At 70.3% G+C, this 18760-nt stretch carries 15 protein-coding genes; 10 read left to right on the top strand and 5 right to left on the bottom strand.

Translation table 11 applies throughout. From position 1 onward, the window contains the following. Positions 1-2: 2 nt before the first annotated feature. The 3 genes from pgsB to ACIRD7_RS27745 all read left to right on the top strand — a co-directional run bounded on the left by pgsB (position 3) and on the right by ACIRD7_RS27745 (position 3187). Positions 3-1538 (top strand): poly-gamma-glutamate synthase PgsB, encoded by a 1536-nt coding sequence (gene pgsB / locus ACIRD7_RS27755; RefSeq protein WP_403457835.1) that lies wholly within the window; start codon positions 3-5, stop codon positions 1536-1538. Between the two features lie 72 nt (positions 1539-1610). Further along, positions 1611-2093, top strand: a complete 483-nt coding sequence (locus tag ACIRD7_RS27750) for a poly-gamma-glutamate biosynthesis protein PgsC/CapC (RefSeq protein ID WP_030950648.1) — start codon at positions 1611-1613, stop codon at positions 2091-2093. A gap of 17 nt (positions 2094-2110) precedes the next feature. Further along, positions 2111-3187: a C40 family peptidase gene (locus ACIRD7_RS27745; protein ID WP_403457832.1), complete on the top strand. Its 1077-nt coding sequence runs from the start codon at positions 2111-2113 to the stop codon at positions 3185-3187. A 39-nt stretch (positions 3188-3226) separates the two neighbouring features. Here the strand turns inward: ACIRD7_RS27745 and ACIRD7_RS27740 are convergent, their stop codons facing one another. Continuing rightward, positions 3227-4108 (bottom strand): hypothetical protein, encoded by an 882-nt coding sequence (locus ACIRD7_RS27740; protein ID WP_403457831.1) that lies wholly within the window; start codon positions 4106-4108, stop codon positions 3227-3229. Positions 4109-4181: 73 nt separating this feature from the next. On the opposite strand from ACIRD7_RS27740, the gene ACIRD7_RS27735 reads away from it, so the two are divergent. The 5 genes from ACIRD7_RS27735 (at position 4182) to ACIRD7_RS27715 (ending at position 8895) form a co-directional block, all read left to right on the top strand. Further along, the gene (locus tag ACIRD7_RS27735; RefSeq protein ID WP_403457830.1) at positions 4182-5420 is read left to right on the top strand and encodes a glycosyltransferase 87 family protein; all 1239 of its coding nucleotides are present in this window, start codon (positions 4182-4184) and stop codon (positions 5418-5420) included. A 205-nt stretch (positions 5421-5625) separates the two neighbouring features. After that, complete coding sequence (gene rplM / locus ACIRD7_RS27730; protein WP_030046395.1) at positions 5626-6069, top strand: 50S ribosomal protein L13; 444 nt, start codon at positions 5626-5628, stop codon at positions 6067-6069. A 42-nt stretch (positions 6070-6111) separates the two neighbouring features. Beyond that, a complete protein-coding gene (rpsI, locus tag ACIRD7_RS27725; protein WP_019754544.1) occupies positions 6112-6624 on the top strand; it encodes a 30S ribosomal protein S9 in 513 nt (170 codons plus the stop codon). A 235-nt stretch (positions 6625-6859) separates the two neighbouring features. Further along, the gene (gene glmM / locus ACIRD7_RS27720; RefSeq protein ID WP_403457829.1) at positions 6860-8218 is read left to right on the top strand and encodes a phosphoglucosamine mutase; all 1359 of its coding nucleotides are present in this window, start codon (positions 6860-6862) and stop codon (positions 8216-8218) included. Between the two features lie 152 nt (positions 8219-8370). Then, positions 8371-8895: a hypothetical protein gene (locus tag ACIRD7_RS27715; RefSeq protein ID WP_403457828.1), complete on the top strand. Its 525-nt coding sequence runs from the start codon at positions 8371-8373 to the stop codon at positions 8893-8895. Here ACIRD7_RS27715 and ACIRD7_RS27710 read toward each other — a convergent pair. Both ACIRD7_RS27710 and coaA read right to left on the bottom strand, forming a co-directional pair. Beyond that, complete coding sequence (locus ACIRD7_RS27710; protein WP_403457827.1) at positions 8892-9839, bottom strand: DUF389 domain-containing protein; 948 nt, start codon at positions 9837-9839, stop codon at positions 8892-8894. The genes ACIRD7_RS27715 and ACIRD7_RS27710 overlap by 4 nt on opposite strands. Before the next feature lie 16 nt (positions 9840-9855). Next, on the bottom strand, positions 9856-10824 hold the full coding sequence (gene coaA, locus ACIRD7_RS27705) for a type I pantothenate kinase (RefSeq protein ID WP_403458213.1): 969 nt from the start codon (positions 10822-10824) through the stop codon (positions 9856-9858). A 190-nt stretch (positions 10825-11014) separates the two neighbouring features. Here coaA and ACIRD7_RS27700 point away from each other — a divergent pair, with 190 nt between their 5' ends. After that, complete coding sequence (locus ACIRD7_RS27700) at positions 11015-12031, top strand: ATP-binding cassette domain-containing protein (protein WP_403457826.1); 1017 nt, start codon at positions 11015-11017, stop codon at positions 12029-12031. Then, positions 12028-12843, top strand: coding sequence for an ABC transporter permease (locus tag ACIRD7_RS27695; protein ID WP_403457825.1), 816 nt, complete (start codon positions 12028-12030; stop codon positions 12841-12843). Before ACIRD7_RS27700 ends, ACIRD7_RS27695 begins: the two co-directional genes overlap by 4 nt. A gap of 84 nt (positions 12844-12927) precedes the next feature. Here the strand turns inward: ACIRD7_RS27695 and ACIRD7_RS27690 are convergent, their stop codons facing one another. Together ACIRD7_RS27690 and ACIRD7_RS27685 are read right to left on the bottom strand one after the other, a co-directional pair. Further along, the gene (locus tag ACIRD7_RS27690; protein ID WP_403457824.1) at positions 12928-13497 is read right to left on the bottom strand and encodes a hypothetical protein; all 570 of its coding nucleotides are present in this window, start codon (positions 13495-13497) and stop codon (positions 12928-12930) included. Next, a complete protein-coding gene (locus ACIRD7_RS27685) occupies positions 13494-18137 on the bottom strand; it encodes an RICIN domain-containing protein (protein ID WP_403458211.1) in 4644 nt (1547 codons plus the stop codon). Before ACIRD7_RS27685 ends, ACIRD7_RS27690 begins: the two co-directional genes overlap by 4 nt. Between the last annotated feature and the right edge of the window lie 623 nt (positions 18138-18760).

Below are 18760 nucleotides of genomic sequence, written 5' to 3'. Positions count from 1 at the left end.
CCGTGCTCTACCTCTACCTCGTGCTGCTGATCGGCGGGGTGTTCCTGCTGATCGCCGGCATCATCGAACAGCGCAGGCACTACGCCGCCCTGCACACCATCCCCTCCCGGGTGCTGGTCAACGGCATCCGCGGCAAGTCCTCCATCACCCGGCTGTGCGCGGGCGCGCTGCGCGGCGGTGACCTGGTCACCGTGGCCAAGACGACGGGCACCGCCGCGCGCTTCATCCACCCGGACGCGACCGAGGAGCCGGTCTACCGCAAGTTCGGCATCGCCAACGTGGTGGAGCAGATCGGCATCGTCCGCCGGGCCGCCACCTACCGTCCCGACGCCCTCGTCATCGAGTGCATGGCCGTGATGCCGGCCCTCCAGGAGGTCAACCAGAGCAAGCTGATCCGCTCCACGATCGGCGTACTCTGCAACGTCCGGGAGGACCACCTCGCCGAGATGGGCCCGACCCTGGACGACGTGGCCCGCTCGCTGTGCCGCTCGATGCCGGAGGACGGCATCTGCGTCACCGCGGAGAAGGAGCGCTTCCACATCCTCCAGGAGGAGGCGGACGCCCGGAACTGCAAGCTGATCTACGCCGACCCGGAGACCGTCACCGACGAGGAGCTGCGCGGCTTCAGCTGGTTCACCTTCAAGGAGAACGTCGCCATCGCGCTGGTCGTGGCGGACCTGCTCGGCGTCGAGCGGGGGGTCGCGCTGCAGGGCATGTACGACGCCCCGCCGGACCCGGGTGTGCTCTCGGTGGAGAAGTACGTCGCCCCCGACGGCAAGCGGCTCGCCTTCGCCAACGTCTTCGCGGCCAACGACCCCGAGTCGACGCTGATGAACATCAACCAGCTGCTCGACCTCGGCGCGATCCGCCGCCCCCTGAACGTCGTGATCAACTGCCGCCCGGACCGGGTGGAGCGCAACGGGCAGATGGGCGAGATCATCCCCGACCTCCAGCCGGACAACGTCTTCGTCATCGGCCACCCGTCGAAGAGCGCCATCGACGCCATCCCCGCCGACTGGCGCGACCGCGCGGTCGACCTGGGCGGTGAGCGCCGCGCGGCGGACGAGTTCATGCCGACCCTGCTCGGCCGGATGTCCGACGGCTCCTCCCTGGTCGCCATCGGCAACATCCACGGGCAGGGCGAGGAACTCCTGGAGTATTTGGCCGAGCTCCCGGCGGACGAGAGCGAGGCGGACGAGCCCGGACAGCCGGCCGCCGCCGCACCGCACCAGCCGCAGCGCCTGGACCCGTACGCCTCGTACCCCACGGCCTACGAGGAGCGGTACCAGGCCTCGCAGACCCAGGAGATCCCGGTCATCACCCTCCCGGCCCAGCGGTACGGCGAGCGGCCGCAGTACCAGGGGGCACAGCACTACGCCGAACCCCAGCAGTACACGGAGCCCCAGCAGTACACCGAGCCCCAGCAGAACGTCTCGGCGTGGTTCCGCGCCCCGCGTCAGCCGTCGCCCGGGCCGGGTCAGGGCCAGGCGACACAGTCGTACGGCGACGACGGAGGTGGACACCCGCCGCGCGCCTGACACCCGTCCCGCGCCCGGCGCCCCCGTGCCCGCTCCGCCCCCGCACCCGCACCCCTTCGTCCGGAGACCCCGTTGACCACCGCCGCCCTGACCCCCGAGATGGCTGCCCTCGGCATCGCCATAGGCCTGTTCTTCTCACTGCTCTGCTATCTCACGACCAACCTGTCGCCCGGCGGCATGATCACCCCCGGCTGGCTCGCGCTCACCCTCATCGAGGACCTCCAGCGCGCGGCCATGGTGGTCGGCGTCACCGCCCTGACCTACGGCGGCACCAAGATCATGCAGCGGCTGGTGATCCTGTACGGCAAGCGGCTGTTCGCCGCGGTGGTGCTGCTGGGCGTGCTGCTGCAGGCCACGGTGATGATCGTGCTCTCGCTCGAGTTCCCGCTGCTGTACGGCAACCAGACGCTCGGCTTCATCGTGCCGGGCCTGATCGCCTACCAGATGGTGCGCCAGCCCAAGGGGGCCACGCTGCTGGCCACCGGCACCGTCTCCCTCATGGCCTACATCGTCGTCGCCGCCGGCCTGCTGCTCGGCGTCATGCCGACCGTCTGAGAACCGAGGAGCAAACGATGGCAGGGAAGAAGAAGTCGCAGCCCGTCGTCACGGGTCTGGTACTGCTGGCGCTCGTCGGCGCCTCCGGCTACCTCACGGTGGAGCTGCGCAAGCAGGACGAGCAGGGCGTCACCGAGGTGCGCAACGTGGGCGTCCTGGAGGGCGGCCGCAGCACCGGCGCCTCGACGGAGACCGGCAAGGAGACCTGGTCCCGGCTGGAGAACCCGGCGCGGTCCGTGCTGCGCGGGGGCGACGGCCAGATCAAGGCCGTCTTCACCGACGGCGCGCGCATGGCGACGCTGACCGGTCCGGCCCGCACCTTCCAGGAGCCGGCCTCGACCGCGTCCAAGGTGAGCACGACGGACTGGGTGCGGCTGATGCCCGAGCGCTGGACCAAGGGCGCCGAGCAGAAGAAGTGGTTCAAGGACTGGTACGCCGAGTACAAGGACAGCAAGGAGGACGACGTCTTCGCGTTCGCCTTCCAGTACGTGGCGGGCGCCCCGGAGAAGAAGGACGCGCAGGGCACGGTCTACGCCGGTGACGCGAACTTCGGTCCGCTGAACACGACCGGCGCCGAGGGCGGCGACCTGCGCCTCGAGCAGTCCGACTTCTACGACTACCTCGGGGTGCAGTACCCGTTCCGGGACGGTGTCGTCGGGCAGCCGGAGGGCGCGCGGGCCCGCTCCATCGACTGCTCGGGCTTCATCCGCATGGTGCTGGGCTACCGGGCCCGCTACCCGCTGATGTCCTCGGACACCTCGGGCGACGGCCTGCCCCGCACGGCCAACGGCATGGCCCGTTCCAAGCAGGGTGTCGACATCCTGCCGCTCGCGGGGATCTCGGCGAAGGACCGGCCCTCGGCCATCGACCAGCTCCAGCCGGGCGACCTCGTCTTCTTCAAGCTCGACACCCGCACCGGCGAGCGGCTCGACCACGTCGGCATGGTCCTCGGCCACGACACCGAGGGGCACCTGATCTTCGTGTCCAGCCGCGAGGAGGTCAACGGGCCCACCATCGGCGACGTCGGCGGAGTGTCCCGGCTCGACGGCAACGGCTACTACGCGAAGACGCTGCGCAGCGCGAAGCGGTTGTGAGCGGGTGGCCGGCGGCTCACGGGTCGCCGGCCACCGCCGCTACTCGCTGGCCGCCGACGCCTGGGCCTCGCCCCGCCTGCGGATCTGGCGGAACGTGAACTCGGCCAGGTCGTCGCCGGCCTGGAACGCCTTGGTGTCCTTGTCCGTCATGTCCCGGCCGTTGGTGAAGCCCGTGATGGTGAAGTAGGCGTACCGGCCGTAGGAGTTGGAGGTCGAGCGGCAGACGGACGAGCTGCAGAAGTCCTTGATGCCCTTGCCCGAGAGGGACCTGACGATGTCCTTCTTGGTGTTGACCTGCCCCTTGACCTTGGCGGCCTGCGCCTCGGAGTCGAAGACGGCGACCCCGACCGTCACCGCGATGCCGTCCTTGATGTAGGACACGCGCAGGAAACGGGTGCAGTCGTTGGTGCTGAGGATCTTCGGCAGACCGCCCTTGGTGACCGCGGAGCAGTTCTTCGTGTCGTCCGTCGCGCCCTTTTTGTACACCGTCTCGCCCATGGTCAGCTGCGTGCCCGGGAAGAGGATCTGGGCGCCGAGCGGGGCGGTGTCCTTGTTCTTGCTGGAGATGAAGTCCTTCGGGTCCAGCGGCGGCGGAGCGCTCGTCGACTCGAACGACGGGGCCGCGGCGGACTCGCCGGGCAGGTCCGCCGTCGCGGGCAGACTCGAAGCCGGATTGTTGGCGGCCGAGTTGCCGTCGTTCGCCGACACCACGGCCACGGCGACAGCGGCACCGATGGCGACGGTGGCCAGCGCGCCACCGCCGATGAACAGCAACCGGCGCCGCTTGTTGCGGGTTTCGGAAGCCTCGGCGAGCGCGGCCCAGTCCGGGGTCTGATCGGCGCCGTCGTTCCACGGCTGCTGGGAATGCGGTTTCCAGGGATCCCACTGGGACTGGGGTCCCCCCTGCTGCCCGTAGCTCATGGGGCGCATCTTAGACGGCCCTCGGGTGTGCCGGTCCGCCCCAAGAGCCGCACCCGCACCTAGCGTTCACGTCGTGAGCGAGTGCAAAAGCGACATCTCCGGGTGGTTGGTACGACGGGCGAGCTGGCATCTGTGGGTGGCCCTCGGGGCCGTACTGGGAGCGGTCGCGGCGCGTACCGCGCGTGTGACCTCGGACGGAGGGATGGACAACGCCATCGTCGTGCGGGCGGCACGGGTCTGGCTGGCCGGCGGATCGCCGTATGACGACCCCCACTTTCTCTATCTGCCGAGCGCGGTGCTGGCGGCGGCTCCCCAGGCGGCCGCTCCGCGGGGTGTGCTGAGCGTGCTGGTGCCGCTGGCCGTGACCGGCTGTCTGGTGGGTGGCTGGGTGTGCGCGCTCCGGCTGCACGGTGTCGGACTGCGCACCCGTTTCGCGGCGCTGGGCCTCACCGCGCTCGCGGCCGGCTTCGCGCCCTTCGCCCACCTCGTCCTGCTGGGGAACTGGACGGCGACGGCCGCGCTCGCCCTCCCGCTCGGGCTGCTGCTGGCGGGGCGGGGGCGGTGGGTGGCCGCCGGGGCCGTGTTCGGGGCGGCGGTCGCGCTCAAGCCGCTGCTGGCACCGGTGGGGCTGCTGTTCGTGTTCGCGGGGCGGTGGCGGGGCCTGGCGGTGATGGCCGGGGTACCGGTGGTGGCGTCCGCGGGGGCGGCGCTGTGGCTGCCGGACCCCGGGGGGTTCCTCACCCGCACCCTGCCGTTCCTGCTGCGCGGAGGCGACGGTTTCGTACGGCTCTACGAGGCCTCGCCGCTCGCGGTGCTGCCGCGGACGGGGGTGCCGGAGGCGGTGGCCGCCGCGTTCGCGTTCGGGATGGCCGGAGTGGGGGTCGGGTGCGCCTGTCGGCGGTGGCGGAGTGCGCGGGGCGGGGCGCTTCGGCTGGCGGAGACCGCGGCGATGCTGCTGCTCTCGGCGTTCCTGGTGTCCAGGCCGTCGTACGACCACTATCTGCTGGTCGTGGTGCCGGTGCTGCTGGCCGGTGTGCCGTGTGCGGGGGCGGTGGCCCGGGGGCCCTGGTTCTGGCTGGCGCTGGTGCCGCAGATGCCCGGTGTGACCTGGCCCTATCTGGAGGCGGTGCAGCGCAGGGCCTTCCGGGACGCGGTGACCCTGTGTGGCCTGGCGGTGACGCTGGCCGCGCACTGCTGGAAGATCGCCGGACGGGCGCCTTCCGCCGGCGCGGGCTCCGGGGCGGCGGACCCGGGCGGGGCGTTTACGCTGGGTGTGGAACAGCGGGCGGCGGCCACGGGCAACCCATTTTGACCCGACACCGGCGCCGCAGGTATCCTGCATGTTCGTTGTGTATTGGCTTGCTCATTCTCACGGGACGGGCCCTTACACCGGTCCACCGGGCCGATGACCAGCGACCCCACGTACGCGGTATGCGTCGCCGCAGTGCGGTCCAGGCTGTCGTGATCGTTTCGGTGACCTGTTCAGGACCATTCACTCGAAGCGAAGGCTACGAACCGTGCGTACGTACAGCCCCAAGCCCGGCGATGTGACGCGCCAGTGGCACGTCATTGACGCTCAGGACGTCGTCCTGGGTCGTCTCGCCAGCACCGCCGCCTCCATCCTGCGGGGCAAGCACAAGCCGATCTACGCGCCCCACGTCGACACCGGTGACTTCGTCATCATCATCAACGCCGACAAGGTGCACCTCTCCGGCAACAAGCGGACCCAGAAGATGGCGTACCGCCACTCCGGCTACCCGGGTGGTCTGCGCTCCGTCCGTTACGACGAGCTCCTCGACAAGAACCCCGAGAAGGCCATCGAGAAGGCCGTCAAGGGCATGCTCCCCAAGAACACGCTGGGCCGTCAGATGCTCTCGAAGCTGAAGGTCTACAAGGGTGACCAGCACCCGCACGGCGCGCAGCAGCCGCAGCCGTACGAGATCACCCAGGTCGCGCAGTAAGTCCGGCCACCCCCTAAGCCTGAAGAGAATCTGAGGAGAATCGTGGCCGAGACCACTGCCGAGCAGCCGCTCGAAGAGCTTGACATCGACAGCTACACCACCGAGTCCGAGGTTCCGGTGGAGGGCGAGTACACCTCCGAGTCCCTCGCCTCGCGCTTCGGTGAGCCCCAGCCGGCCGCCGGCCTGGGCCGTCGCAAGAACGCCATCGCCCGCGTCCGGATCGTTCCGGGCACCGGCAAGTGGAAGATCAACGGTCGCACCCTTGAGGACTACTTCCCCAACAAGGTGCACCAGCAGGAAGTCAACGAGCCGTTCAAGGTTCTCGAGCTCGAGGGCCGCTACGACGTCGTCGCCCGCATCGCCGGTGGCGGTGTCTCCGGCCAGGCCGGTGCGCTCCGTCTCGGTGTCGCCCGCGCGCTGAACGAGGCCGACGTCGACAACAACCGCGGCCCGCTGAAGAAGGCCGGCTTCCTCAAGCGCGACGACCGTGCGGTCGAGCGCAAGAAGGCCGGTCTCAAGAAGGCCCGCAAGGCCCCGCAGTACAGCAAGCGCTAAGCGCAGGCTGCCTCTGCTCGTACTCCGGTACTCCGAACGCCCCGGCGGCACGCCACAGTGCCGCCGGGGCGTTCGTCTTATCCCCGGGCTCGGGCGTATAACGGCACAAGACGTTCAAAGGCTTGTGTGATCCGATGCCCAGGCATGGAATGCCTGGAAGCGGCAGCCCTCGGCGGATGCGCCACAGCGCGCGCCGGCTTCCGCATCCGGAACTGATGTTTCCTCAGGAGGACAAGTGGGACGACTCTTCGGCACGGACGGCGTGCGTGGTGTCGCCAACGCGGATCTGACCGCCGAGATGGCGCTCGGTCTGTCCGTGGCGGCAGCGCACGTACTGGCCGAGGCGGGCACCTTCGAGGGCCACCGGCCGACGGCGGTGGTCGGGCGGGACCCGCGCGCGTCCGGGGAGTTCCTGGAGGCCGCCGTGGTCGCGGGCCTCGCGAGCGCGGGCGTCGACGTGCTGCGCGTCGGTGTGCTGCCGACGCCCGCCGTCGCCTACCTGACCGGCTCGCTCGGCGCCGACCTCGGCGTCATGCTCTCCGCCAGCCACAACGCCATGCCGGACAACGGCATCAAGTTCTTCGCCCGCGGCGGCCACAAGCTCGCCGACGAGCTGGAGGACCGTATCGAGGCCGTGTACGAGGCGCATCGGCACGGTGAGCCGTGGGAGCGGCCGACCGGTGCGGGCGTCGGGCGGGTGCGGTCGTACGACCAGGGGTTCGACGAGTACGTCGGCCACCTGCTCGGCGTGCTGCCCAACCGTCTGGACGGTCTGAAGGTCGTTCTCGACGAGGCGCACGGCGCCGCGGCGGGCGTCTCGCCGGAGGCGTTCACGCGGGCCGGGGCCGAGATCATCACCATCGGGGCCGAGCCGGACGGGCTCAACATCAACGACGGCTGCGGGTCCACGCATCTGGACCAGCTGAAGGCCGCCGTCCTCGAGCACGGTGCCGACCTCGGTGTCGCGCACGACGGTGACGCCGACCGCTGCCTCGCCGTGGACCACACCGGCGAGGAGGTGGACGGCGACCAGATCCTCGCCGTGCTCGCGCTCGCGATGCGGGAGCGGTCCGCGCTGCGGTCCGAGACCGTTGTGGCGACCGTGATGTCGAACCTCGGTTTCAAACTGGCGCTGGAGCGCGAGGGGCTGAAGCTGGTGCAGACCGCCGTCGGCGACCGGTATGTGCTGGAGGAGATGAAGGAGCACGACTACGCCCTCGGCGGCGAGCAGTCCGGGCACGTCATCATCCTCGACCACGCCACGACCGGTGACGGCACGCTGACCGGCCTGCTGCTGGCGGCGCGGGTCGCGCAGACCGGGCGTACGCTGCGGGACCTCGCCGGCGTGATGGAGCGGCTGCCGCAGGTGCTGATCAACGTGCCCGACGTGGACAGGTCCCGGGTGAAGACCTCGGCGGAGCTCGCGGCGGCGGTCGCGGACGCGGAGCGCGAACTCGGCACCACCGGGCGGGTGTTGCTCAGGCCCTCGGGGACCGAGCCGCTGGTGCGGGTCATGGTCGAGGCCGCGGACATCGAGCAGGCCCGGTCGGTGGCCGGGCGGCTGGCCGACGTGGTGAAGTCGGCGCTGGGTTAGTCCCGGGGGCGTCGCCGGGGCAGCTTGGGCTGCCGCCCCGGCGGCGCAACAAAGAGTGCGCATCCGGTAACGGGTTGTTTCACTTTCGTCGAGGGGGGTCTGCCCCGGCGGTATGCCTGGCGCTCCGCCTGGACGAAAGCGAGAGACACAGCATGAAGATCATCAGCAGCACGCTCACGCGAGCGGTCGGCCCGGCCCTGGCCGCCGGTCTCGTCGTCACCGCGCTCGCCACCCCGGCGGCGGCCCAGACCCCCGGTTCCACCGCTCTGCGGATTTTCGGCAACGTCATCCTCAGCGCGCGTGCCAACGCGGTGAACAACGTGACAGCCAGTGTCGTCGGGAGCAATATCCGCCTTACGGACAGCTCGGGCGTCGCGGCGGGACCGGGTTGCAGTCAGGTGAACCCCACCACCGTCGACTGCCCCCTCCCTGCCACCCAGCTCGCGATCGGGCTGGGTGACCTGGGCGACAGCTTCAGCGGGCAGGGCCTTTCGGTCCGCACCGTCGTCGATGCCGGCACCGGCGTCGACACCGTGCGGACCGGCGCTGGCAACGACACGATCGGCGTGAACGACGGCCTGCCCGGCGACAGGGTGAACTGTGACGGCGGCGTCTCCGACGTGGTGTTCCGCGACCCGGGCGACATCATCGACCCGAACTGTGAACGGCGCTTCTAGACGCCTTTCGCTTTCGCCGTGCGCTCGCGCTGTTTCGACCACAGCCATTTCTGGGCGAACAGCGTGAGCGTTCCGGCGAGGACGATGCCGAGCAGGTTCAGCAGGAGTTGTTCGGTGGAGCCCCAGGCCTGCTTGTACTCGCTGAAGCTGAAGGCCACCGCGGCGTTCGCGGCGGCCGGGACGGTGGTCACCGAGATGGCGACGCCCACCAGCGCGCCCGACTTGGCCGAGGTCAGGGAGAGCGTGCCCGCGCAGCCCGCGAGGACGGCCACCACGAACGAGAACCAGTCGGGCCGGTAGATGAAGTTCGTATTGGGGCGCTCGGCGTCCAGCTGCTCGGCGCTGAACAGGTCCACGGCGTCCATGAAGTAGCTGAAGCCCACCGTGATCACCATCGCCGCCGCGAAGCCCACGAGCAGCGCGATCAGCGACCGCAGCGCCAGCCGCGGCGCCCGCTGGACGATCGCCGTGCTGATGCCGGCCAGCGGCCCGAACTCCGGGCCGACCGCCATCGCGCCCACGATCAGGATCGCGTTGTCCAGCACCACACCGCAGGCCGCGATCATCGTGGCGAGCGTGAGGAACGCGAGATAGGTGACGGAGAGGGTCGACTCCTCGTGCGTGGCGTCCGAGAGGTGCTCCCACAGCACCGCGTCCGCGCCCTCGCCCGGTGCCTCCTCCTCGGCCTTGTCGGCCCGCAGGGACAGCGAGAGGTCGATGTTCTCGACGGCGATCGACCCGCGCTCCTCGATGCCCAACTGCTGAAGACCGGTGAGGAGTTCGTCGCCCGCCTCGCGGGCCACGTCACACAGCACCACGTCCCCGGCGGGGTTGCGCGCCGCGCCGGGCAGCACGGCGAGGTGGGTCGCCCCGACCGTCTTCTCGATCAGGCGGACCACGTCGTCGGTCCGGTCGGCCGGTGTGATCAGGCGGAGGTGCAGCATGGCCGCAGACTAGCCCTCACAGCTTGCGCAGACTCAGGCGCTGCACCTTGTGGTCCGGGCCCTTGCGGACGACGAGGGTGGCGCGGCCTCGGGTGGGGGCGATGTTCTCCACCAGGTTGGGCTTGTTGATGGTGCGCCACATCGTGCGGGCGTAGTCGAGGGCCTCCTCCTCCGAGACCTGGGTGTACTTGCGGAAGTACGAGGAGGGGTTCTGGAAGGCGGTCTCGCGCAGCCGCTTGAAGCGGTTGAGGTACCAGTGCTCGATGTCCTCGGTGCGGGCGTCGACGTACACGCTGAAGTCGAAGTAGTCGGCGAGACCGACCCGGGTGCGGCCGTCCTTGCCGGGGAGGGCGGGCTGCAGGACGTTCAGGCCCTCGACGATCAGGATGTCGGGGCGGCGCACGGTCAGCCGCTGGTCCGGGACGATGTCGTAGATCAGATGGGAGTAGACGGGCGCCGTGACCTCGTCCTTGCCGGCCTTGATGTCGGCGACGAAGCGGGTGAGGGCGCGGCGGTCGAACGACTCGGGGAAACCTTTCCGCGACATCAGGCCGCGGGCCTGCAGCTCCTTGGTGGGCAGCAGGAAGCCGTCGGTGGTGACCAGCTCGACGCGCGGGTGCTCGGGCCAGCGGGAGAGCAGGGCCTGGAGGAGCCGGGCGACCGTGGACTTTCCCACGGCGACGGAGCCGGCGACCCCTATGACGAAGGGGGTGCCCGACTGCGAGCCCTGTTCGCCGAGGAAGGTGTTCAGCGCCCCTCTGAGTCCGTCGGTGGCGCCGACGTAGAGGTTGAGCAGGCGGGAGAGCGGAAGGTAGATGTCCCGCACCTCGTCGAGGTCGATGACATCGCCGAGACCGCGCAGCTTCTCGACCTCCTCCGCCGTGAGCGGCAGCGGGGTCTTGTCACGCAGCGCGCTCCACTCCGAGCGGGTGAGGTCGACGTAGGGAGTCGCCTCCGGCCGTTGCCGGTGGGCGCTCCGGGGCATCGAGGAGACCGGAGAGATCACAGTCCATTGTTACGGGAGTACGAACGGACGGCGGCGTGGGATCCGTCACGCGTTCGTTTTTTCGAGGGGAATCCCGACAGGACGCGGAATGTCAGTGGCGTGCGTCACAGTTGTGGGAGAAGTGGGCCCGGGCCGGGCCCACGACCCCGAGGGGTGACAGGGGTGACCCATGACGACGTATGCGATAGAGGCGGAAGGCCTGGTCAAGCGGTTCAAGGAGACCGAGGCGCTGGCCGGGGTCGATCTGGGGGCCCGCAAGGGCACCGTGCTCGGGCTGCTGGGGCCCAACGGCGCCGGGAAGACGACCGCGGTGCGGATCTTCGCGACGCTGCTCCGGCCCGACGGGGGCAGGGCCCAGGTGGCCGGCCATGACGTGGTCCGGGAGGCCGGGGTCGTACGGGCCATGGTGGGGCTGACCGGACAGTACGCCGCGGTGGACGAGAACCTGACCGGCACGGAGAACCTGCTGCTCATCGGGCGTCTGCTGGGTCTGCCCCGGCGGGAGGCGAAGGCGCGGGCCGCGGAGCTGCTGGAGCGCTTCCAGCTGGCGGACGCGGCCGGGCGGGCCGCGAAGACCTACTCGGGCGGCATGCGCAGGCGCCTCGACCTGGCGGCCAGCCTGGTGGGCCGGCCCAGCATCCTCTTCCTCGACGAGCCGACGACCGGCCTGGACCCGCACAGCCGCGGTGAGCTGTGGGACCTGCTGCGGGGGCTGGTCGCGGACGGGGCGACCGCGCTGCTGACCACGCAGTATCTGAACGAGGCCGATGTGCTCGCCGACGACATCGTGGTCATCGACAAGGGCCGGGTGATCGCCGAGGGCACGCCCGACCAGCTGAAGTCGCAGGTCGGCGGGCGAGTGCTGGAACTGCGGCCGGTGCTGGAGCAGGACCTGGCGAGGGCCCATCAGCTGGTGGCCGGGGCGGCCGGGGTGGAGGCCCGCATCGAGGGCGAGATGATCACGGCGCCCGTGAAGGACCCCGAGCTGATGCCGGCCGTCGTGCGCACGCTGGACCGGGCGGGGATCGCGGTGGGTGAGCTGGCGCTGCGCCGCTCCTCGCTGGACGAGGTCTTCCTGGCGCTGACGGGCCATCGTGCCGAGCCCGGCGGGCCGGAGGGGAACGGCGGGGCGGCCGTACGGGGTGAGGACGAGAGCGAGCTGGAGAAGGCGGTGAGCCGGTCATGACCGCGGCAGTGACCACCGTGACGGCGCCGGTCGCCAGGTCGGGGCGGGTGCGGCCGCTGGACGCGGTGCGGCAGACCTTCACGATGGCCTGGCGGAGCCTGGTGGCGGTGAAGCACAACCCGCTCGAACTGGTCGACTACAGCATCACGCCGATCATGTTCGTGTTCCTCTTCACGTACGTGCTGGGCGGGCAGATGGCCGGATCGCCGGAGGCGTACCTGAAGTACGCGCTGCCCGGGATCATCGTCCAGAACACCCTGTTCATGACGATGTACACGGCGATGGCCCTGAACACCGACCTCACCAAGGGCGTCTTCGACCGGCTGCGCAGCCTCCCTATAGCCCGCTCGGCCCCGCTCATCGGCCGCATCACCGCGGACCTCGCCAAGCACCTGTGGGCCCTGCTGCTGATGATCGGCCTGGGACTGCTGCTCGGCTTCCGGATCACCGGCGGGCTGGACGGCTTCCTGCTCGGGACGCTGCTGGTGATCGTCTTCGCCGCGGCGGTGTCGTGGAGCGCGGTGCTGATCGGGATGCTGGCCGGGGACGCGGAGAAGGTGCAGGCCTTCGCCTTCACGATCATCTTCCCGATCACCTTCACGAGCAGCGCCTTCGTCATGGTGGACACGATGCCGGGGTGGTTGCAGGCGTGGAGCGACGTGAATCCGGTGACGCATCTTTCGGACGCGTTCCGGGGGCTGCTGCTGGGTGGTGCGGTGGCCGAGCCGGTGCTGTGGTCGCTGGTCTGGGCGGCGGGGATCGCGTTGGTCTTCTATCCGGTGGCTATGCGGGCTTATCGGGCGAAGACGTAAGGACTCGCCTCCCGGTACGGCGAAGGCCCGCGCCCCTGTCGCCAGGAACGCGGGCCTCCGACCGAGCGGGGCGCCGCTCGTGGGTCAGTGCTCCGGCACGAGACCCATCGCTTCCGGGAACTCCAGAGCCAGTTCCCTCCGCTCCGGGTCTTCCTCCGCCGCGGCGAAGTCCCGGAAGAGGCCGATCAGCTCCTGCCGGTCCTCCTCGGACGCCTGGTCGAGCCCGGCCCGGAGGTCTCCCGAGGCCCACTCCGTGATCTTGACGGCGTCGTCCGGATCGATGATGTCGTCATCGGCCAGCTCCATCAGGAGCAGGAGATCCATCGCGGCCTTCGCGAGCACCCGGATGAGCGCCACCGGGGTGCGACGATCCTCGCCGTGCTCCTCCACGGCGAGGTGCATCGCCTCGGCGAATTCCGAGGCGACCGCTCTGCGTCCCGGCACTCCCTCGTGTTCGGCGTTCTCCCGGAAGAGGCGGACCAACTCATGGCGCTCCTCGTCGGAGGCGTCGGCCAGCCCGGATCCGAGGGTGCGTTCGGCCCCCTCGGTGAGCTGCAAGGCGTCATCCGGGTCGATGCCGCCGGGATCGGCCGACCGAATGGTCACGATGAGGTCCATCACGACTTTCGCGAGGACGGGCTTCAGAAGGGTCACGGTGCGACGATCCTCACTCTGATGTTGGTGATGAGCTGTTTAGCGAGGATTTTTCTGGCCTCGGCGGCCACCGTGGCGTTCGGGACCTCCCAGACGCCGGTCATTCCGTTCTGCTCCAGTGCGAGCGACTGGTTCTGTGCCTGCTTGTAGGTCTTGGGATACCTGGTGACGTTGTACTTCCGGTCGATCATGATCTTGTTGGCGACGTCGATGCCGTCGAACTTGATCTCCGCGAGCCTGGTGGCACCGGCCTTGTAGTACTGCAGGGCAGGCGCGAGGCCTGTCCGGGACCCCATCGCTCCGGCATCGTACTTGGCGGCGTCCGAGCCCGCGCTCAGGTTCTCCGTGAGCCAGCGGACCTCCCCGTCGCAGTTGTGAGCGAGGACCGGAGTCTTTCCTGCCAGCACATAGAAGGTGTGCAGGTCGGAAACCGTCAGGTCGTACACCGACCGGGGCGTCAGGCCCGACCGGTTCTGCAGGGCCGTCACGGACCGGACCGTTCCGTCCGGCGTGACCAAGCGGTCGCCGGTCCGCAGGTCGGACACCAGGGTCCACCCGCGATCGGTGACGAAGAAGCGATGGCCCGTCGTGCTGGAGAGGCGCCCGCCACCCGCCACCGTGATGTCGACCAGGTGACTGGTGTCGTGCCGGAAGGTACGGGTGACCTGCTCCGGCCTCAGCAGCCCGGTTTCGGGGTCGGCGGCCAGCACCATGTCGTTCTGCCGCACGTCGCGGATCGCTCTGCGTGATCCGTCGCCCATCAGAACCTGTGTTCCGCCCGGGAAACTGTTGATCCGGCAGGCCGTCTTGAGAGCGTCGGACGTGTTGACGATCCGCTCGACGTCGGCGAGCGTCGCGGGGTTGATGCGCAGCGCCTTGAGCGCGTTGAACGCGTCCCGCACCCCGATACCGGTACGCATGGCCGCGTCCAGGGCACGAATGCCGTCGGCCACCGCCGTGACGGCCTTGCCCGGGACGAACCAGGTCGCAGCCCAGGCGCAGCCCGAGACCGAGCCGTGGTAGCACTCGGTGAAGTCGTGCGTGAGGGCTTCGATGATCGGCGCCCACAGCTGCTCCAGAACGTCCCAGCTGCTGACGAGGATCGCCGTGTTCTGGGTGATCTTCTTGACGTCCGTGTCCAGGAAGATCGAGCTCTCGTCCGGGCATCCGGACTGAGTGGCCGGCACGTCCGGGTCGGTGCACAGGTAGTAGTCGAGGGTGACGTTGGCCGTCACCTCGAACTCGTTGCACTTGGTGGTCGGATCCGCCCAGGCGATACCGCAGACGCTGAGAGGCTTCTGGCCCAGCCACTTCGGCTCGCCGATCGGATCGATCTTGTCGATGACGTAGAACACGCCTCCGAGGCCGGTACCGGCGCCCGTGGAGACCTGCTTGTTCGCGTCCGTCCGGGCCGCCTCCTCGGCCGCCGTCTGCGCCTCTTCGGCGTACTTGTCGGCGTCCTTGGCCGCTTCCTCCGCCTCCGTGGCCGCCGCGTCCGCGCGGTCGGCGGCGGCGCGGGCGTCCTTGGCGGCCTGCTCGGCCTCCGTCGCGGCCGCGCGGGCGGCCTCGGCGTCCAGGGCGGCCTCGTCGGCCGCGTCGCGTGCGGACTTGGCGTACCCCTCGGCCCGGCCGGCTGCCTTGTCGGCGGCTGCCGCGTCCTCGGTCGCCTGACGGTCGTACTCGAGCGTGCGGGCCAGTGACTGCGTGGCCTTGGCGGCGGCCTCCGCCGCGTCGGCCGCGTAGCCCAGGGCCTCCCGGGCATAGCCTCGGGCGTCCTTGGCATGGCCGGCGGCCTTCGCCGCGTGCTGCAGGGCGGCCTTGGCGTCCCCGGTCGCCTGGTCGGCGATCGCCTGGGCGCTCGCGGCTTCCTCGGACGCGTTCTGGGCGTGGGCGGCGGCGACGGCCTTCTGCTGCTCGGCGATCGTCTTCGACGCCTGCCCGCTCAGGACGACCAGGCTCGCGGCCGAGTCGGTGGTGAGGTAGGGCGAGCCCAACTGGATGGCGTCGTTGGCCGGTGCGGCGACCTGCTCGGCGGCCTTCGAGGCGTCCACGGCCGCCTGGGCGGTGACATGGGCGAGGCCCGCGGCCTTCGCCGCGGCGGCACGAGCCTTCGCGGCCTCCTTGAGCGCCTCGTTCGCGTGCTCCCGCGCGGCCTTGGCCTCCGCCTCGGCCTCCTCGGCCAGCTGAACCGCCGTCTTCGCCTCCTGAGCGGCGTGCGCGGCGGCCTTGATCGCGTCGGCGACCGCCGCGGTGGCGACGCGTACGGCGGCGTCGGCCTTCAGCTTGGCGGCCTGGGCGGCGTCCGCGTCGGCGCGGGCCCGCCTGGCGGCGGCCTCGGCGCGGGTGGCGGCGGCGTCCGCGTCGGCGGCGGCCTGGGTGGCCGCGTCCGCCGCGGAGCGGGCGTTGACCGCGGCCGTCTCGGCGGTGTCCGCGTGCTTGTCCGCCTCGGTGGCGGCGGCACGAGCGGCGTCCGCCGCTTCGCCCGAATCCAGGGAATCTGCGTAAGCACCCTTGGCGTCGGCCTTGGCGCGAGCCGCGTCGGCCTTCTGCTCGGCGTCCCAGGCGTCGTCCCGCTTGGCCTTGGCCTTGTCGCGGGCCGTGACCGCGTCGTCCCGCTTGCTCTGGGCGGTCTGCTCGGCGCTCTCGGCCCTGTCCTTGGCGTCCTTGGCCTTCGTGGCCTCCGCCTGGGCGGTCTTCTTGTGCTGGTTCGCCTCGGCCTGCTTGGCCTCGGCGGTCTCCTTCTCCTTCTTCGCGGTCGCTTCCTCGGCCTCGGCCGCGAGCCGCCTGGAATGCGCCTCGGCCGCGGCCGCCTTGGCGTCCTGCTCGGCTCCGAGGGCCTCGGCGAGCTTCGCCTCGGCGGTCTCCTTGTCCTTCTTCGCGTTGTCGCGGTGGACCTTCGCGGCGTCGGCGGCGGCCTTCGCCTGCAATTCGGCCGTCTCGGCGGCCTCGCGACGGAACTCGGCCTTCACTTGCGCGGCCTGCGCCAGCGCCCGCTGGGCGATGGTCGCGCTGTCCGCGGCGGCGGCGCGGGTGGCGGCCTCGGCGGTCTCGCCGGCCTTCACCATCGCCTCCAGCGCGGCGACCGCGCCCTTGGTGACCTGTGCCTTCTGCAGACCCACGAGCAACCCGCGGCCCCGCGGCGCGCCTTGGCCGTCCGCGATGGTGTACGCGGCCTGCTCGGCGGTGTCTGAGGCTGCGCCCGCCTTCTGTGCCGCGGCGAGCTGACTCTTGAGGGCGGTGAGCTTGTTCGCCGCGGCGGCCTTCGCCTTCGCGATATTGGCGCTCGCCTTGGTGAACTGGGTCGTCGGCGGGACCGTGCCGGTGTGGCCGGAGGGCTTGATGGTGAGCTTCTGCGGGGTGCCGCCGGAGCACGTCCACAGCCGGGAGTCCTGGCTGTTGTCGTACGTGGGCAGGTCCAGGCATTTGCCCGTGCCGACGTTCTTCAGCGGGGTGGCCGCGCGGACGTTGTACTCCCAGGTCTGGGACGGGGAGCTGTTGCACGTCCACAGCTGGATCTTCGTGCCGTTCGCCGGGTTGTTGTTGGAGACGTCGACGCACTTGAGAGCCTTGACGTTGCGCAGGTGCAGGCCCTTGTCGTCGCCCTCGACCGTCCACTGCTGCCCGGCGGAGCCGTTGCAGGTGTAGATCTGGACGACGGTGCCGTTGGCCGTGCCGCCACCCGCCGCGTCGAGGCACATCCCGGTCTTGCCGGTCACCTGGATCGTGGTCGGCGCGTCACCGATGTAGCCGACGCCGCCCGCCGACCAGTAGTCCTGCCAGCGGGTGAGGCGGTCCGCGGCCCACGACTGGCCGAGCAGGTCGCCCAGCGTCTTGGAACCGGCGGCGAGGGCCGCGACCGCGTCATTGTTGGCGGTCAGGATCTGATTGCGTTGCGTGGCCTGGGCAGCGATCTCCTGCTGCCACTCGGTGGCCGCGGTGGCGGTGACGTCGTCCAGCGCGCCGTTCGGATCGAGGGGGTCACGCCATGCGCAGGTCGCGAAGCGGGCTTTGAGGTTTTCGACGGCGATCCGGTACTCGGCGCTGTCGGGCTGCGGGGCGGTGCGGGGGAAGCCCCCGGCCTCCAGGAAGATCCGGGCGTCGTCGGCGCCCGCGTTCGCCCCCGGAACTCCGTGCATCCAGGAGAACGCGTCCCGCTCGGCGAGGGCGCGGTTCCACTCGTCGGTCGGCAGGCTCGGGTCCGGGTCCTTGCCGTAGAGCGGTGTCCCCAGGGTGTCGACGGCCCCGAGGGTCTTCGCGTCGGCCTCGGGCGTGGAGTCCCTGTAGAAGTCGCTCTCGTTCTGCCAGAACCGGTCGGACACCCACTTGGTCAGGCCGGTCTGGCCGTAGAAACTCTGCTGGCCGTCGTTGTTGGTTCCCGGCGGCCAGTGGAAACCGGTCTCGGTGAAGCCGGCGGGGGTCGTCAGTCCCTCGACGGGCGCGTGCCAGGTGTCCCGGAGGGCGTTGATGGCGTTGAGTTCCCGGGCCGAGAGGTCGCGGTCCTTCTGATACGCCGTCGCCAGCGGCGTCTGCTCCCAGTTGTCCCGGTCCGCCAGGGTGTGCAGCTTGTCCGGCGGCTGGTTGAGCGCGTCCTGCGCGGTCTTGGCCATGGACGTCCCGCCCAGGCGCAGGACGTCGGCCATCAGGCACTGGTCCTGCCGCAGTTGCTCGGTGGCGGTGTCCTCGTACCAGGGGTGGCTGTCACTCGCCGGCGCGGCGTCCCGTGCTGTGGCGGGGACCGGGCCGGAGCCGACGGCTATGCCGGCGACAAGCGCGGTGGCGAGGACGGGTGGGAGGAGCCGGGCGGTCGCGGCGGCCGGTCTGGATTTCCTTGGTGGGCCGAGTCTGAGGAGCCTCGGCGGTCTGAAGCGCACGTGTGTACCCCCTGTCGGAGGGGAAGGGCGTCGCGGGTCGGCTCGGACGGACTCGCGGTGCGCGGGCACTCCGGCATGACGATGTGTCCCCCGTGGCGCGGCGACACTGTTCCCCCGTCGCTGGCTTGAAGTTTGCGCCGACAGCCTGGTCATGGTCCGGTCAAGCGCGCATCACTTTAGGCAGATGCCGTAAGGCGTGGGCAAGGCCCTTCCCGGCAGCTGGAAGTGGTGGCGTGAATCCACCCCCGCCTACGGGGAGGTGTGCGGAGTGGCTGATTCCCCGGTGAACGTAGGGGTGATGTGGTCTTTATGTGACTGCCTGGTGGTCGTGTTGTGTACTGAGCGGACTGAATTTGGCCTGATTCAGATCATCGCCGCGATATCCGAAATCG

The sequence above is a fragment of the Streptomyces sp. NPDC093568 genome, assembly GCF_044764945.1.
Taxonomy (GTDB): domain Bacteria; phylum Actinomycetota; class Actinomycetes; order Streptomycetales; family Streptomycetaceae; genus Streptomyces.
The sequence above is the reverse complement of the archived record's forward strand: the minus strand, read 5'-3'. Positions and strand labels throughout refer to the sequence as shown.

Bases quoted from the DNA above. Each gene is read 5' to 3' on its own strand.
- coaA (WP_403458213.1), bottom strand. From the start codon at position 10,824: ATGCCCCGGAGCGCCCACCGGCAACGGCCGGAGGCGACTCCCTACGTC.
- ACIRD7_RS27715 (WP_403457828.1), top strand. From the start codon at position 8,371: ATGAAGATCATCAGCAGCACGCTCACGCGAGCGGTCGGCCCGGCCCTG.
- ACIRD7_RS27745 (WP_403457832.1), top strand. From the start codon at position 2,111: ATGGCAGGGAAGAAGAAGTCGCAGCCCGTCGTCACGGGTCTGGTACTG.
- ACIRD7_RS27740 (WP_403457831.1), bottom strand. From the start codon at position 4,108: ATGAGCTACGGGCAGCAGGGGGGACCCCAGTCCCAGTGGGATCCCTGG.
- ACIRD7_RS27710 (WP_403457827.1), bottom strand. From the start codon at position 9,839: ATGCTGCACCTCCGCCTGATCACACCGGCCGACCGGACCGACGACGTG.
- ACIRD7_RS27700 (WP_403457826.1), top strand. From the start codon at position 11,015: ATGACGACGTATGCGATAGAGGCGGAAGGCCTGGTCAAGCGGTTCAAG.
- ACIRD7_RS27685 (WP_403458211.1), bottom strand. From the start codon at position 18,137: ATGGCCGACGTCCTGCGCCTGGGCGGGACGTCCATGGCCAAGACCGCG.
- ACIRD7_RS27695 (WP_403457825.1), top strand. From the start codon at position 12,028: ATGACCGCGGCAGTGACCACCGTGACGGCGCCGGTCGCCAGGTCGGGG.